The organism is Pseudooceanicola spongiae (genome assembly GCF_014899185.1).
GTDB classification, from domain to species: domain Bacteria; phylum Pseudomonadota; class Alphaproteobacteria; order Rhodobacterales; family Rhodobacteraceae; genus Pseudooceanicola; species Pseudooceanicola spongiae.
This window is the reverse complement of sequence record NZ_CP045201.1, coordinates 1368997-1384054: the sequence shown is the minus strand read 5'-3', so window position 1 is coordinate 1384054 and position 15058 is coordinate 1368997. Positions and strand designations below refer to the sequence as shown.

The 15058-nt window shown below is 61.4% G+C and carries 10 protein-coding genes and 2 pseudogenes; 6 read left to right on the top strand and 6 right to left on the bottom strand.

Going from position 1 to position 15058, the window contains the following annotated elements; all coding sequences use genetic code 11:
- Positions 1 to 72: 72 nt before the first annotated feature.
- From F3W81_RS06565 to F3W81_RS06550, 4 genes and pseudogenes are all read left to right on the top strand, one after another.
- Positions 73 to 531, top strand: a complete 459-nt coding sequence (locus F3W81_RS06565) for a GNAT family N-acetyltransferase (protein WP_193082822.1) — start codon at positions 73 to 75, stop codon at positions 529 to 531.
- Between the two features lie 324 nt (positions 532 to 855).
- Positions 856 to 1437, top strand: coding sequence for an ImuA family protein (locus F3W81_RS06560; RefSeq protein ID WP_193082821.1), 582 nt, complete (start codon positions 856 to 858; stop codon positions 1435 to 1437).
- Positions 1352 to 2809 carry a Y-family DNA polymerase gene (locus F3W81_RS06555; protein ID WP_193082820.1) on the top strand — a complete coding sequence of 486 codons (1458 nt, stop codon included), beginning with the start codon at positions 1352 to 1354 and terminating at the stop codon, positions 2807 to 2809. Before F3W81_RS06560 ends, F3W81_RS06555 begins: the two co-directional genes overlap by 86 nt.
- Positions 2806 to 6113, top strand: a pseudogene (locus F3W81_RS06550) (error-prone DNA polymerase). The gene F3W81_RS06555 and the pseudogene F3W81_RS06550 overlap by 4 nt, the downstream one beginning before the upstream one ends.
- 201 nt (positions 6114 to 6314) lie before the next feature.
- Here F3W81_RS06550 and F3W81_RS21150 read toward each other — a convergent pair.
- Both F3W81_RS21150 and F3W81_RS06540 read right to left on the bottom strand, forming a co-directional pair.
- Positions 6315 to 6389, bottom strand: a pseudogene (locus tag F3W81_RS21150) (hypothetical protein); the annotation flags it as partial.
- Between the two features lie 371 nt (positions 6390 to 6760).
- A complete protein-coding gene (locus F3W81_RS06540) occupies positions 6761 to 7054 on the bottom strand; it encodes a transposase (RefSeq protein WP_226941890.1) in 294 nt (97 codons plus the stop codon).
- A 710-nt stretch (positions 7055 to 7764) separates the two neighbouring features.
- Between F3W81_RS06540 and F3W81_RS06535 the strand changes: the two genes are divergently transcribed.
- Together F3W81_RS06535 and F3W81_RS06530 are read left to right on the top strand one after the other, a co-directional pair.
- Positions 7765 to 10479, top strand: a complete 2715-nt coding sequence (locus F3W81_RS06535; RefSeq protein WP_193082818.1) for an ATP-binding protein — start codon at positions 7765 to 7767, stop codon at positions 10477 to 10479.
- 761 nt (positions 10480 to 11240) lie between these two features.
- Positions 11241 to 11501, top strand: coding sequence for a hypothetical protein (locus F3W81_RS06530; protein WP_193082817.1), 261 nt, complete (start codon positions 11241 to 11243; stop codon positions 11499 to 11501).
- On the opposite strand, the gene F3W81_RS06525 is transcribed toward F3W81_RS06530, so the two are convergent.
- From F3W81_RS06525 to F3W81_RS06515, 4 genes are all read right to left on the bottom strand, one after another.
- Positions 11480 to 11884: an ATP-binding cassette domain-containing protein gene (locus F3W81_RS06525; protein ID WP_226941889.1), complete on the bottom strand. Its 405-nt coding sequence runs from the start codon at positions 11882 to 11884 to the stop codon at positions 11480 to 11482. The two genes, F3W81_RS06530 and F3W81_RS06525, sit on opposite strands and share 22 nt — an antisense overlap.
- A gap of 84 nt (positions 11885 to 11968) precedes the next feature.
- The gene (locus tag F3W81_RS20805; RefSeq protein ID WP_407692464.1) at positions 11969 to 12463 is read right to left on the bottom strand and encodes a type 1 periplasmic-binding domain-containing protein; all 495 of its coding nucleotides are present in this window, start codon (positions 12461 to 12463) and stop codon (positions 11969 to 11971) included.
- 182 nt (positions 12464 to 12645) lie between these two features.
- Positions 12646 to 12993 (bottom strand): BMP family ABC transporter substrate-binding protein, encoded by a 348-nt coding sequence (locus F3W81_RS20800; RefSeq protein WP_226941887.1) that lies wholly within the window; start codon positions 12991 to 12993, stop codon positions 12646 to 12648.
- A gap of 443 nt (positions 12994 to 13436) precedes the next feature.
- Positions 13437 to 14651, bottom strand: coding sequence for a sensor domain-containing phosphodiesterase (locus F3W81_RS06515; protein ID WP_193082815.1), 1215 nt, complete (start codon positions 14649 to 14651; stop codon positions 13437 to 13439).
- Positions 14652 to 15058: the final 407 nt, after the last annotated feature.

Here is a 15058-nt window from a genome sequence, read left to right as displayed (position 1 = left end):
CCGGTCAGAGCCCTTCTTGCTCATAGCTGCCTGGCAGCAGTAGTATCAATTAACGGGCAGTATGGAGTGAGTATGGGCAAGGGTTTTGACATCAGGCAGGCGCACGCCGCGGATGAAATAGCCGTTCGAGAATGTGCGGAGGGTGCATATGGCCGCTACGTTGCGGCAATGGGTAAGAAGCCTGCACCGATGGTTGCCGATTTTGCATCGCTTATCGCTTCAGGGGTGTTGCATGTCGCCGTTGGGCGGGACGCCGATATGCTTGGGTTTATCGTCTTTTATCATGAGGGAGAACACGTTCTTTTTGAAAATGTTGCTGTGCGTCAAAATGCAGTGGGGCGAGGTATTGGAAAGCGGCTGATAGCCTTTTGCGAGTCAGAAGCAAAACGATCAAACGCAAAATCGATCAAACTCTACACGAATGAGAAAATGACCGAAAATCTGTCTATCTACCCCCATCTTGGCTATCGAGAGATCGAACGAAAGACAGAAGACGGTTTCAATCGCGTGTACTTCGAAAAGCTCATCTAGAGAATGGCAGCTTCGGCCGAAGAGTACACAGCCGAGCGGGCAAAATGCTGCGCTTGCCGGCACTGTCAGATTTTTCTAACGGCGTCGTGTCATGCAGCATTGCAGGCTCTGGTCGAAAGGATGAGTTTGCAAATTCCACTGCGTAAGCTTTGCCGATATCGGTTAATGGTGAGCAAGAGCTGAAGTTTCTCTCTGGGGAGCTTTTTCGCTGTATCGGGTCTGCATTCGCTCTGATCCTGACAGGGAGGCATAGCTCTATCTTGCAGAGATTTTCTCGCGCTGGACCTGTTGGATTGCGGCCACGTTCTTGTTATGATCCGCGCCATGCTGCCAGATTTCGCCACCATTTTCCCTTTGCGCCCCGGGCGCGTCCATGAGGCCTGCGGGCCGGGGGCGGCTGCGTTTGCGGTGATGGCGGCGGGGCAGGGGCGCGCGCTCTGGATCCGGCCAGCGTGGCAAAAAGAGGGTCTGTATCCCGTCGGTATCCTGTCGGTATGTGAACCGGCTCAAATGCTGATCGCGCGGACGCAGCAGGAGGTCGACAGCCTCGCCGTGGCCGAGGAAGCCCTGCGCGATGGCGCTCTCTCCTGCGTGCTGATCGAGATCACCCGCCCGCTGGATCTGCGCGAGGGGCGGCGGCTGCAATTGGCGGCGAAGGCGGGCGGCACCACGGGGCTGTGCCTGATCCCTGAGGGCATGGGCTCGAACGCGGCCGAGACGCGCTGGCGGGTGCGCCCCGAGTTCGATGACGAAAGGGAAGACTCGACTCTGATGCGTTGGGAAATTATTAAGAACAAATCAGGAACTATTGGGGCTTGGAATGTTCGATGGTCTCAGGAAGCGCGTCGTGTGCATGTGGTTTCCCCGGTTGGCCTGCGACCGGGTTCTGAAGGCGCGCCCGGTTGAGGCGCCCTTTGCGCTGACCCTGACCGACAAGAACGCTGAGCGGATCTATTGCCTGAACGCTCAGGCCGAAACCCTTGGTCTGCATCGCGGCATGAGTTTTGCCGATGCCCGCGCCTTTTGCCCCAACCTGCTGAGTCAGCCCGCACGCCCCGATCTGGATGCGCGGTTTCTGGGCGCGCTGCGCCGGTGGGCGACGCGCTATTGCCCCTGGGTGGGGCGCGAGGGCGAGGATGGTCTGGTGCTGGATGTCACCGGCTCGACCCACCTCTGGGGCGGCGAGGCGGCGATGCTGGACGACATGCGCGCCCGGGCCGAGCGGTCGGGCCTGACACTGCGGTTGGGGCTGGGCGACACGCGCGGGGCGGCCTGGGCGCTGGCGCATTATGGCCAGACGACGGGGGTGCTTGACGCTCTGCCGGTTGCCGCGCTGCGTCTTGAGGCGGAGGTGGTGACGGGGTTGCAACGGCTGGGCCTGCGCAGCATCGGCGACCTGAAGGCGACGGCCCGCGCCCCGCTGGCGCGCCGCTTCGGCCCCGGTGTGTTGCTGCGGCTGGATCAGGCCCTGGGCGATGTGCCCGAGGCGATCAGCCCCGGCGCCGAGCCGCCGCACTACGGCGTGCGGCTGAGCTTTCCCGACCCGATCGGCCTGCTCCCCGATGTCATGTCCGCGACGGAGCGTCTGTTGGCGCCGCTCTGTGACAAGCTGAAGGCGCAGGGGGCAGGGGCGCGCACGCTGGTGCTGACGCTGCGCCGGGTCGATCAGGGCAGCCAGCAGGTTGAGCTGCGGCTGGCCAGTGCGATGCGGGACGCCGGGCGCATCCTGCCGCTGTTTGAACGCGGGCTCGGCGATATCGACGCGGGCTATGGCATCGACGTCATGCGGCTGGAGGCGACGGTGGTCGAGGCGCTGCCGGTGCAGCAGATCGGCCTCTCGGCGCAGGTGCAGCCCGATCAGCTGAACGACCTGATCACCCGGATCGGCACGCGGATCGGTCTAGAAAACGTCCAGCGCTTTCTGCCCGCCGACAGCCATATTCCGGAGCGGAGTTTTATCGTCGCGCCTGCGGCGTTCAGCGCGGCTGAAAGCGGCTGGCACTCTCATCGCCCGCGCCCTTTGCGCCTGTTCCCGCCCGAGGCGATCAGCGCCGAGGGCGCCCGCCCGCCCGAGCGGTTTCGCTGGCGGCGGATGTCGCTGACCACGGGTCGTGCCACGGGGCCAGAGCGCATCGCGCCGGAGTGGTGGCTGGAGGACGACAGCTGGCGCTCTGGTCTGCGGGATTACTGGAAGGTTGAAACGCGGGAGGGGCGGCGGCTCTGGCTGTTCTACACGCCGCAGAACCCGGGCTGGTTTGTACAGGGAGAATTCATATGAGCTATGCCGAGCTGTGCGTGACCTCGAACTTCACCTTCCTGACAGGGGCATCGCATCCGGAGGAGCTGGTGCTGCGCGCCGCCGAGCTGGGGCTGAGCGCGATTGCCATCACCGATCGCAACACGCTGGCGGGGGTGGTGCGGGCCTATAGTGCGCTGAAGACGTTGCGGGCCGAGGCCGAGGGGGATCTGCGCATCCGCTCGACCCACCAGATCGACCCCTGTTCGCGGCAGGAAACTGGCGAGCCTAGGGATCTGGCGCGCCCTGAGGGGGTGGTGCTGCCCCGGCTGATCGTCGGCACCCGTCTGGTGTTGCGTGATTGCGCGGTGGAGTGGTTGGCGCTGCCGACCGACCGGGCCGCCTATCAGCGGCTGTCGCGGCTGCTGACCCTTGGCAAGCGGCGCGCCGGCAAGGCGGAGTGTCATCTCGATCTGGCGGATCTGGAGCGTGGCTGTCAGGGGATGCTGCTGATCGCGCTGCCGCCCCCCGATCTGGCGCAGGCCCGCGCGCCGATCCAGCGGCTGGTGCGCTGCTATCCGGGGGCGGTGTTTCTTGGTGCGGCGCCGCGCTATGACGGGTCGGATCAGGGCTGGTTCAACGCTTGCGCGCAGCTGGCGCTGCGGACCTCGGCGCCGATGGTCGCGGTTGGCGATGTGTTGATGCACCACGGTGCGCGGCGTCAGCTGGCGGATGTGCTGACCTGCCTGCGCGCGGGGTGACGATTGACCAGATCGGTACGCGGGCGCTGCTGAATGCCGAGCGTCGCCTGAAGAGTGCCCGTGATATGGGCTGGCTCTATCGCCACCATCCGGCGGCGCTGCGGCGCACGCAGGACATTGCGAACCGGTGCAGTTTCGATCTGTCCGAGCTCAGCTATGAATACCCCGACGAGCTGTCGCAGGGCGAAGTACCGCAGGAGCGGCTGGCGCGGCTGGCGGAGGAGGGGCTCTTTCGCCGCTATCCCCGTGGCGCGACGGACCGGGTGCATGGGCTGCTGCAAAAGGAGCTGAGCCTTGTGGGCGAGCTCGGCTATGCCGCCTATTTCCTGACGGTGCATGACATCGTGGCCGAGGCGCGCTCGCGCGGGATCCTCTGTCAGGGGCGCGGCTCGGCGGCGAATTCGATTCTGTGCTATCTGCTTGGGATCACGGACGTGTCGCCCGACATGATCGGCATGGTTTTTGAGCGCTTCATCTCGCGTCACCGGGGCGAGCCGCCGGATATCGACGTGGATTTCGAACATGAGCGGCGTGAGGAGATCATCCAGTGGATCTATGAAAAGTATGGGCGCGAGCGGGCAGGGCTCTGCGCCACGGTGATCCACTTTCGCAGCCGCGCCGCCATTCGTGAGGTCGGCAAGGTGATGGGCCTGAGCCAGGACGTGACGGCGAGCCTGTCGGGCCAGATCTGGGGCATGTCGAACAAGGGCGCCGACCCGGACCGCATTCGCGAGCTGGGGCTGAACCCCGAGGATCGCCGCCTGTCGCAGACCCTGCGGCTGATCGGCGAGATCATCGGCTTTCCCCGCCATCTGTCGCAGCATGTCGGCGGCTTCATCATCACCAAGGGGCGGCTGGATGAGCTCTGCCCGATCGAGAACGCGGCGATGGAGGGGCGCACGGTCATCGAGTGGGACAAGGATGATATCGACGCCCTGGGCATCCTGAAGGTCGATGTGCTGAGCCTGGGGATGCTGACCTGTATCCGCAAGGCCTTTGACCTGCTCGCCCAGCATGAGCAGCGGCATCTGAGCCTGGAGACGGTGCCGCAGGCGGATGAGCACACCTATGACATGCTGTGTCGCGCCGATGCGGTGGGGGTGTTTCAGGTGGAGAGCCGGGCGCAGATGAACTTTCTGCCGCGCATGAAGCCGAGGGTGTTCTACGATCTGGTGATCGAGGTCGCCATCGTGCGCCCCGGTCCGATCCAGGGCGGCATGGTGCAGCCCTATATCCGCCGCCGTCAGGGGCTGGAGCAGCCCGAACCCTTTGGCCCGGCGCTGCGCGAGGTGACGCGCAAGACCCTCGGCGTGCCGCTGTTTCAGGAGCAGGCGATGCAGATTGCCATTGTCGGTGCGGGCTATTCGGCCGAGGAGGCGGATCATCTGCGCCGCTCGCTCGCGTCGTTCCGGCGCATGGGCACCATCGGCGCGCATCGGGATCGCTTCATTCGCGGCATGCGGCGCAATGGCTATGCGCAGGAGGTGGCCGAGGCCTGCTTTGCCCAGATCGAAGGCTTTGCCGATTACGGCTTTCCCGAAAGCCATGCGGCGGCGTTTGCGATGCTGACCTATGTGTCGTCCTGGCTGAAGTGCCATCATCCGGCGGTCTTTGCCTGCGCGCTGCTGAACGCCCAGCCGATGGGGTTCTATGCCCCGGCCCAGATCGTGCGCGATGTCCGCGAACATAGCGTCGAGGTGCGGCCCGTCTGCGTCAACAACAGCGCTTGGGACAACACTCTGGAACGTCGCGCCGATGGCACGCTGGCGCTGCGGCTGGGGTTCCGCCAGATCAAGGGCTTCCGCGAGGAAGACGCGGGCTGGATCGTTGGGGCACGTGGCAATGGCTATCCCGATCCCGAGAGCCTGTGGCTGCGCGCCGGGGTTGCGCCCGCCACGCTGGAGCGTCTGGCCGAGGCGGATGCCTTCACCGGCATGGGGCTGACACGGCGCGATGCGCTCTGGGCGGTGAAGGCGATTTCCGCGCCTGCGCCGCTGCCGCTGTTTGCCGATCCGCTGGACGGGGAGGGCGGGCAGGAGCCTGTCGTGACGCTGCCGCAGATGCACTTGGGCGAGGAGGTGGTCGAGGATTATGTCTCGCTGCGTCTCACTCTGCGCGCGCACCCGATGGAGCTGCTGCGCCCCTCGATCCCCGGGCTGACGCCGCATGCCGAGCTTGCCACTGCGCCGCTGAAACGCACCAGCGTCTGCGGCCTCGTGATCACCCGCCAACGTCCCGGCACGGCGTCCGGGGTGATCTTCCTCACGCTGGAGGATGAGACGGGCGTGTCCAATATCGTCGTCTGGCCGAAGGTGTATGAGCGGTTCCGGCGCATCGTCATGGGGGGCCGTTTGCTGCGCGTGACCGGGCACTTGCAGCGCGAAGGCATCGTCGTGCATCTGATCGCGGAGCGCATCGAGGATCTGTCGCACCGCATCTCCGACCTCGGCCACCCGATGGACGAGGCTGTCGGCATCACCCAACCGCAGGCCGACGATGCCCCGCGCCCAGCCCGCTATCCACCCCGCGCCCACCACCCCCGCGATCAGGCCAAGCGCCTGTTCCCAAGCCGGGATTTTCATTGAAATGGCTGGGGCCGGGGCGAGGGGGCTGAACGCAGTAAAATGGCGGGCATTGGCACTTACCGGGAATGGTGTCGATGTATCGACCCATCTGCATCTGCTGAGTTTAAGCCGCTCACCTGAATGCGTCGGCATGGGGGGCATGGTAATTGCCTGATGAGGGCGGCGGGTGTTGTAGACGCTGATACAGTCGCCGATGACTCGGCTCGCATGCTGGATGCTCTCGAAGCGATGGCGGTGAACACATTGCTCCTTGAGTGTCCCGATGACGCGCTCCACATTGCCGTTCTGCTATGGGCAATGTGGAGCGCGTCATCGGTCCGAGAGAACGGGCGAATGGGTGATGAGCTCCTGCTTTAGCCCGTCGCTGCGCGACCTGTGCCGTGAAGGGACGGCTGGTGAACACAATACCGTTGTCCGACCTCAGCAGGAACTCCTGCTCGATCATCGCCTTGATCGGGTCTGCGAAGCGCGGATCGATCTTCGGCGCTGACTTGATCGGTTTGTCATAGGCTGTCCGAAGCGGCACGCCGAACCAAGGGGCCAAGCCTGGCGATCGACACCGCGAGGCCCTCGACCAGAAGGCCCTCAACGAGCGTCCGGATCAATTGCCGTCCTCCGTTCGGCCCTGACCTCGAACCAAGAGCGGCTCAGGGCCTCACCATGAGGGTCTGCAACTTTTGTCGGGCGCGCAATTCAAGCATCGCCTCGCCATAGGCCTCCTGCAGATTTTTAAGCGGCTTGTCGTAGTGGGCATGGATGTAGAACGGATTGGCCAGCGGGGACATCCTCGGGGCTTGGGCGGCTGCGCTGCAGCCACGGTCCGCTTCGAGTTCCATGCCGCGCTTGGCATCCCCGACCCGGCTCTCGATCTCAGAGGGTGTCAGATCGAAGGATCGGCCCGCTGCGGCCACCGTTGTCTCGCCTTGAATGATCGCGATCACCTGGGCTGTCTTCCGCTTCGCAGTCCAACGTTTGATGCTCCCGTCCATCGTCACACACATTGCTGCCTTCTCCTTAGTAGCAGGAGCATATGTTCAGTGGGTCAATATTGGGGCGCAGGACTCGGATATCGGGGTGAAGACGATGCTCCGAGGCTTCGGCAACGCGTTCAATCACCAACTGACCTCAGAGGCCCAAAGACAGAGCGGTTTTGTTGCATCACCAAAGCGGTCGGTCGATCATGGCGCAGTATTCACACAGCTCGATGACTGATCGGTGATCAGGCCGAGCTTACAGCTTCTGCCGGTGCGCAATGAGCCCGTTATCGTCGCCGTGTGGATGCCTTCATTTATAAGATTTCTTCAGCTGGAATTGGGAGAATGGAAGTCATTCTGAAGTTCATCGCTTGCAATATTGGATATCGAAAAAGACGCCATGCCCAGGATGACCGAAACGCCAGGACAAATATTCTGGTCTCAGTACCGAACGGATTAGGCTGACAATGGCTCCGAGCTTGCATAGGCGACGCCTACGCCGAAAACCTCGGCCTTGATAATGCGAAAACACCATAATGGGTGCATTCTGGAGCGAGTCATTCTATGTCAGGATGTGCCAACGCCATTACCCTCGCAATTCTGGTGTGTTCGAACTTGGGAAATGATTTAACGATCCGCAAGCTTGGGCAACTTTTGCTAAGATAGTAAGATTTCACATGCCAAAACTCAGCATCTCCGATCTGTCCTGTGTTGCCGTTCTGGAATCGCTCTCTGCGCCCGTCTGGATCTTTGACTTAGACGAGCACAGGATCTGGTGGGGGAACAAGGCCGCGCAGGTGTTCTGGCGAACGGGGAGCCTTGAAGAGCTGATAGCGCGCGACTTTTCTTCCGACAGCGCAAGCGTGCGGCGGCGGCTGCGGCGGATGTATTTGTCTCCGGATGACCCTCAATTGCGCCAGGCGGCCTGGACACTTTACCCTTGGGACGAACCTGTTTCCGTCACGGTGCAGTTTCAACCGATCTTGATTGACGGGGGCCGGTCGGCGCTCTTGGTTGAAATCACGGGCAAACGCGACATTGGGCCGGATTTACAGGCAGCGCGGATCGGGGAAGCCGTGCGATATTCCGGTGCCATCCTCAGCATGTTTTCCCTCTCCGGGGTGCTACTGGCGCAGAATGCCGCATCTTTTGAATGTTACGGCACTCAGCCGGACGATGCGGAGGATCTGATCCAACGGCTGGGCGGCCAGGATAAGATAGAGGCCCTGTTTGACGCTGTCAGGAACGCTGATGTGTTTGAGGCTGAAATTGACGTCCAGACCCAAAACGGACCACGCACGCACCGGATCAGGGGGCACAGAGGCCGCGATCCGGCAACGGGCGCGACGGCTGCGGTCCTCATCGAATATGACATTTCGGATCTGGTCCACCTTCGCCGTCAGCTGTCCGACCTGAACGCCAATCTGGAACAGCGCGTGGCAGAGGGGACCGAAAACCTCAAGATCAGCGAAGAACGGTTTTCGCTCGCCATGCAGGGCGCGAATGACGGACTGTGGGACCACAATGTCGAGACTGGAGAGACATATCTTTCGCCACGCTGGCTCGAAATGCTGGGCTTCACCGAGGAAGACGCACCGCCCGACATAGACACATTCATGGCGCTCGTTCACCCTGACGACCAGGAGCGTGTCGGCGCTGTCGTGATCCGGCCCTCGCCGAACGCCACCAGAACGCCAGAAGTCGAGTTTCGCGTCCGGCACCGGAACAACAGCTGGATCGACATTCTGGCGCGGGCATTTCTGACCATACGCGACGGCGAGGTTGTCCGGATCGTCGGCACCAATATCGACATCTCCGAACGTAAGACCAGTGAACGCATGCTGAGCCGCCTGCGGGACATTCTGTTCGAAGGCAGTGAGGCGCTGCCGCTTGGGGTGGCGTACTACGATCATAAATTTGAACTGGTCATGTGCAACTCCCTGTACAGAACCATGCTGCCGATCAGCAGCCACCTGCTCGTGCCCGGTGTCCCGTTCAGGGATATTGTCCGAAATTCTGCCGCTAATATGGCCGGTCAGTTCGGTTATGACGATCCAGAGGAATACGTCCGGGAGCGGATCCGGGGCGCGCGCATCAAACGGCAGCGCTGGCTGCACGAACAGACGAGCGGTCGCACGGTCATCGCTACGGAAATCCCGACAAGCGGCAACGGTGTCATTTCCCTGATAGAGGACGTCACCGAAGAACGCACGCGCCAGAAGCAGCTTCAACAAGCTCAGAAAATGGAGGCAATAGGGCAGCTCACCGGCGGGGTGGCGCATGATTTCAACAACCTGCTTGCCGTCATCATGGGCAATCTCGAACTTCTGCAACTGGAACTCGATGCACAGGACTTTGACGGCAACGAGACAAGCACGCTGATTGAGGCCGGTATAAAGGCCGTGAAGCACGGCGCGGATCTGACCCGCAGCATGTTGGCGTATGCGCGCAAGGCACGGCTGGACCCGACGGTTCTGGACCTGAACCAGACGGTGCGGGAAACAGAGCGCTGGATGCGGCGCACGATCCCGTCGAATATCGAATTCAACACGCTGTTTCAGGAGGGTCTGTGGCCGGTTCGGATCGACCAGAGTTCCCTGCAGAGTGCTCTTCTCAATCTGATCGTGAATGCGCGCGATGCCATGGACACCGGCGGCAAGCTGACGATCCAGACGGCGAACCTGACCATTGATGCAACCGTGTCCCGTGCCGGTCAAGAGATCCTGCCGGCGGGTGACTATGTATTGGTATCGCTCACCGACACCGGGCCGGGCATCCCGCCCGAGATCATCGACCAGATTTACGATCCCTTTTTCACGACGAAATCCGTGGGGCAGGGCACCGGTCTTGGCCTGTCGATGGTCGAAGGTTTTGCCAGGCAGTCCGGCGGCATGATCGAGGTCGAGTCTAGACTGGGGGAAGGCGCCTGCTTCACGCTTTATTTTCCTGCCGTGTCGCAGGAACGTCAGGGCGAAGACGCAGGGGCTCAGCCAGGGACAGGCACCGCAGCTCAGGCGCCGCACGCGCGTCTCTTGCTCGCGGAAGACCAGCCCGAGGTCATGGCCGTTCTCAAGAAAACGCTTGTTTCGGCAGGTTACGATGTGACAACCGCCGTCACCGGCGACATCGCTTTTGAGCTGTTTCAGGCTGATCCCGAATTCGACATGGTCCTCACGGATATCGTGATGCCGGGACGCCTGCAGGGGCCGGATCTGGCCAAGGAATGTCGGCTGCTGCGCCCTCAAACAGCGTTCGTTTTCCTGTCGGGTTATGCCTCAGAAGCGACAGCTCACGGAAATGGTCTGTCTCCAGGCGACATCCGCCTGATGAAGCCGGTGTCTCGAAAGGATCTTCTGGAAACCGTTGAGGCGGGCCTGTATCGCGGGCGCTGACCCTGCTGGCCCACTCTGGCCCTTGGCTGTTCAGCACCTGCGGCAGAAATTGGGGCAGTTCTTATGCGATAACCTGACACGGCCACGCCGGAGGATCCGCGCGCATTTCCGCTTCGTATCATAGCAACCAAGACTACCCCATCACCCTTGCAACATCCACGTCTTAAACCTGCAGTATGGAGGCGAGTGGGTGAGGCGTAGACGTTCCCGGCTGACCAACCGACGCGGTGCTTCGGGTCGTGGGCCGAACGTAAGTCGGCCAGACTGGACGACCATGAGGGCCATCGATTGGGCCTAGGGTGCGTAAAAGTCTCGTAGCTGCGAACCAGACTGTTAAGCGCAGATGGATCGCTGACGGAGTTTAAAAACGTCCGAAGCCAGCCATCCGTACGCTGCCAAATGGAAGTTTGGAGCCACAGGGCATTTTGCGCTTTAGGCCCGGCACGAACTTGTGCAGCCGCCTTTGCCCCACACCGAGTCAACTGGAAAAGAGGGATCACAGCCGACTTGCGGCGCCGCGGCATGAGCTTTTCCGCCCAATCTGCCTTGGGTTCACCGCAACCACCGGTAGTCTGCACTTCCACACCATTCGTATCTGGTGCGGGGACAACGATGCTGCCGGCGCAACATCCTGTGACGACCTTCCCGAAAGCTGCCGCTCGGCGCGTCGCTGCAGCGCTCAATGATGCTGCGGGCTGCCCTGCACGGCGGGGTCCGGCTCTGGTTAGACTGCAGATGGATCTGCAGCTCAGGAGAGAAGCGTGGACGACGACGCTGGACTGGACGTGTCACTGGGCTCTGTGGCGATCTGCATCGTCGATGCCAAAGGCAAGGTTGTGCTGGAGCGGAGCGTGACGTTTGAAATTGCCGAGATCGCTGTCTGCCTCAACAGGTTTGTTCAGCCCCTGACCCTGGTCGGGTTTGAAGCGAGTGCCATGAGCCAGCACCTGTTCTCGGGCCTGAAGTCTGCCGGGTTCGAAACGGTCTGCATGCAAGCGCGTCACGTCAATGCCGCTCTTTGAGCAATGAGAAACAAGACTGACCGGACGGATGCGCGCGGCATTGCACAGGTTTTGCGCGCCGGCTGGCTCAGCCCGGTCCATATCAAGAGCCGCGAGGCCCCTGCGACCCGGGCGACCTGAGCGGCAGGGCGGCGCGGATTGAACAGCATGATGTTTTCCAGAACGCTGAAGGCTGACACCAGTTTGAAGTGCTGATGCGCCATGCCGATCCCCATCGCGGCGGCATCCCGTGCCCCGGCAAGTGTGACCGGTTTGCCGTCAATTCCGATATGGCCTTCATCCGGGGCGTAGAGCCCGCAGGCAATGTTCACCGGGGTGGATTTGCCCGCCTCGTTCTCCCCCAGAAGCGCGTGGACCTCGCCAGGCTTTACAGCGAAGTCCACGCTGTCGAGGCGCGAAAGCCCCCGAAGCTTTTCAACACAGAGCAAAGGCGCAGCGCGTCTTTCATCGTCATGTTTCCCTGCGGCTCACTGACCAGAAACACCGGGCACGAACCAATCCATCGCCCATAGATCGCCATCGCTGAGCACTGCATCCTTGGCGACGCGCGCGACACCGTCGCGATCGCTCAGCGGACCTGCGAAGATCTGCTTGCCTGCGATGATCGTATCCCGTTCGGCCATAACCTTTGTCTTCACCTCGTCCGAGACGGCATCACCGCAGCGGGCCATATCAATCGCGTCGTCTGCGATGGACAGGAAGGCGCCATAGGGGGCCGGTTCAAAGTCACCGGCGGCGATTTTTTCAATTTCGGGCTTGAGGACGCCTGCCCAGGTCCAGACGGAGGAACCCTGCGTTGCGGCGCTGAATTCAGACAGGTCACGATGGTGGCCCTTGGCGTAAATGCCCTTTTCCGCGGCAACGATCTGCGGTTTCAGTGTGTCGATGTGCTGGCCGACAACATCGAACCCCTGTTCAATCAGGGCTTCGGCCGCGGCGCGTTCTTTCACCGGATCCCCCACGCGCCGGTGAACACGACGCTGAGTTCGGCCGCAGGGTTCAACCTGACGCGCGCCCAGCAAGCAGATAGGCGTTCACGGTCCAGTTCACGAGGCCAAAGGGTTGGCTGCCACGAAGCCGATCTTGTTGGTCTTGGTGAGGCCACCACCATGCCGCACAGGTACTGCGTCTCATAGGTCCTGCCCTAGACGCTTTTCAGGTTAGGGCCATTGATGGTGCCGGCGGGGGTGATGAAGAGGATGTCGGGGTATTCTTCGGACGGCTCCTTGAAGGTGTCCGAAGAGCCGAAGGCCGAGCCGAGGATGATTTTCGAGCCGCGCTCAATGAACAGCTCAGCCGCGGTGCGTATGGCCGTGGCGCTTTCAGGGATCTCGGCAACTTCGGGGATCCGCAGGTCCAGCTCGTTTTCGAGTGTGACACGGGCCTCGTCGATCGACAGGGACCAGCCGCCGTCATTGGTCAGGCCAAACAGGATGATTGCGGGCTTGGCATTGCCCACGGCGGCGAAATCAGCCTGTGCGGCACCTGTCATCTGAGTGGCCAGAACCACACCGGCAGCTGCGGCGCACGTACAGATACTTAAGAAGCCCGTGTATTTTTCCCTGCTGCGAATAGATTTTCGCGTGCGCAGGAACACGCGGTCCGGCAGCACCTGTTGTATGATTTTTTTGTTTTGCGTGAGCAGGAGTGAACTGCCCTTGCGTTGCCGCTAAGCACCAGTGGTTGGGATGGCTGGTCGACTGCAAACAAGTCCAAGGCCCGCTTTGACCCGTGGGATCACGGCACACGCCAAGCCCTCCTGTGTTCGCTGATCTGTGATTTTCGCTGCGAAATGGTGATCAACGCCGTGCTGCAACTGATGATTTTGCCGCGCTGAAGTTGAACGCGGCCGCCAACTGGTCGGATCCGGACTCATCTCTCGCCTGCACCAACATGATAGGTCAAAACGGACTGTCTCTGATCAGAACAGGGCGATCAGATGCTTTCAAGCCGCCGTGCCAATGCACTCGCGGCGGCCTCCGGGCGTCCAAGAAGGTATCCTTGTCCTTTGTGAACCTTCAGCTGGCGAAGGGTTTCCAGTTCCGCTTCGGTTTCGATCCCCTCTGCGACCAGCTTGGCTCCGATATCGGCTGCGAAGTGGGTCATGCCCATGACAAGGGATCGCTTGGCGGAATCCTGATCAATCCCGCGCACGAGTTCGATGTCGAGCTTGATGACATCGGGTTTCATGCGCAGCAGCTGCGTCAGGCCCGAATGCCCGGCACCGACGTCGTCGGCAGCGATCCTGACACCCAGACTGCGCAGGGTTTCAACCTCGACCTGCAACTGACTGTAGTTCTCGATGATCGCATGTTCCGTCACCTCCAGAATCAGCCGATCCGGTCTGACTGTGGTCAGCAGCTCGGTCAGCAAACCGGAGGCAATCGTCTCGGGCGAGGCATTGACCGAAAGCCGCACGTTGTTCGGCAGTTTCGGAACATGGACAAGGGCCTGACGAATGACCATCATCTCAAGCTCAACCTGACGCCCGACGCTGAGGGCATCCTTGAACCAGAGATCCGGCGTGCGGTAGGGGACTGACCTGAACCGGCTGAGCGCCTCGAAACTGGAAAGTGCGCGCGGCTCAAGCGTGAAGATCGGCTGCAGGAAAACCTCGATCTGGTTCTCCTTGATCGCCTGATCAACTCTGCTGACCCGTGCCGCCCGTTCGGCGCGCCGGCCCAGCGTGACGTTCAGACCCTTCGACGCGATATTGGCAAAAGTTTCCATCACGCTGAGGTCGCGCGGGTTGAGCGTTGGGTTGGGGGTCGAACTGAGGCAGCAGAACATGCCGTAAACGCTGCCGTCTTCGCGGGTCACGGGCACGCTGACGTGGCTGCCGATCGGCATGTTCCGGGTGATTGGCAAAGCCGTTGCAATCGGGTGCTGGCTGGTATCCTTGATCACCTGAGGCAGGTTTCCGTCCAGAATGTGCTGGCAATAGACCTCACGTATGTCGATGGATTGGCCGGGCTGTATCATGTCCTCCAGCCCCGGCGCACTGACGGCACGAAACACGGCGCGACCGTCGACAAACTCGGACAGATAGGCGACATCCATGCCAAGATGTTCGCGCATTGTCTTGAGCGCGATGTCGAGGATGTCTTCATCCTGAGCGTCAAGCTGTATCGGCAGCGTGTGGTCTTTCATTCTCTTGCCTCAAATCGAAATACGTCTGACACGTCTTTTGGATTTGAAACTTGCGCCACCTTGCCATGCCGGTCCGCTGCAACTGCGCAGATTTCCGGTACGGATCAGAGTGCCCTTCAAGGATCAGACTTTCGCCCATCACACGCCGTCAGCATGTAAATATAGGGCGAAGTTGATCGAGCGAGACCGCTTTGGTTAATAATTGCGGTTATCCGCAATCTGTGGGTTTCGATGGCTCTTGCGCGACGACACACACACTCTCTCTTGGAAATGTGCCCTAGGGGAAGTTTGCAATACAAACAAAGGTATTATGGACGTTTCTTAACCAAGATTTACGGCGCGAAGTTCCCCGGTGAGAATGGGCGCAAAATTGCTCACGCGCTGATGGGGGGGGGATGGGCAAAGCT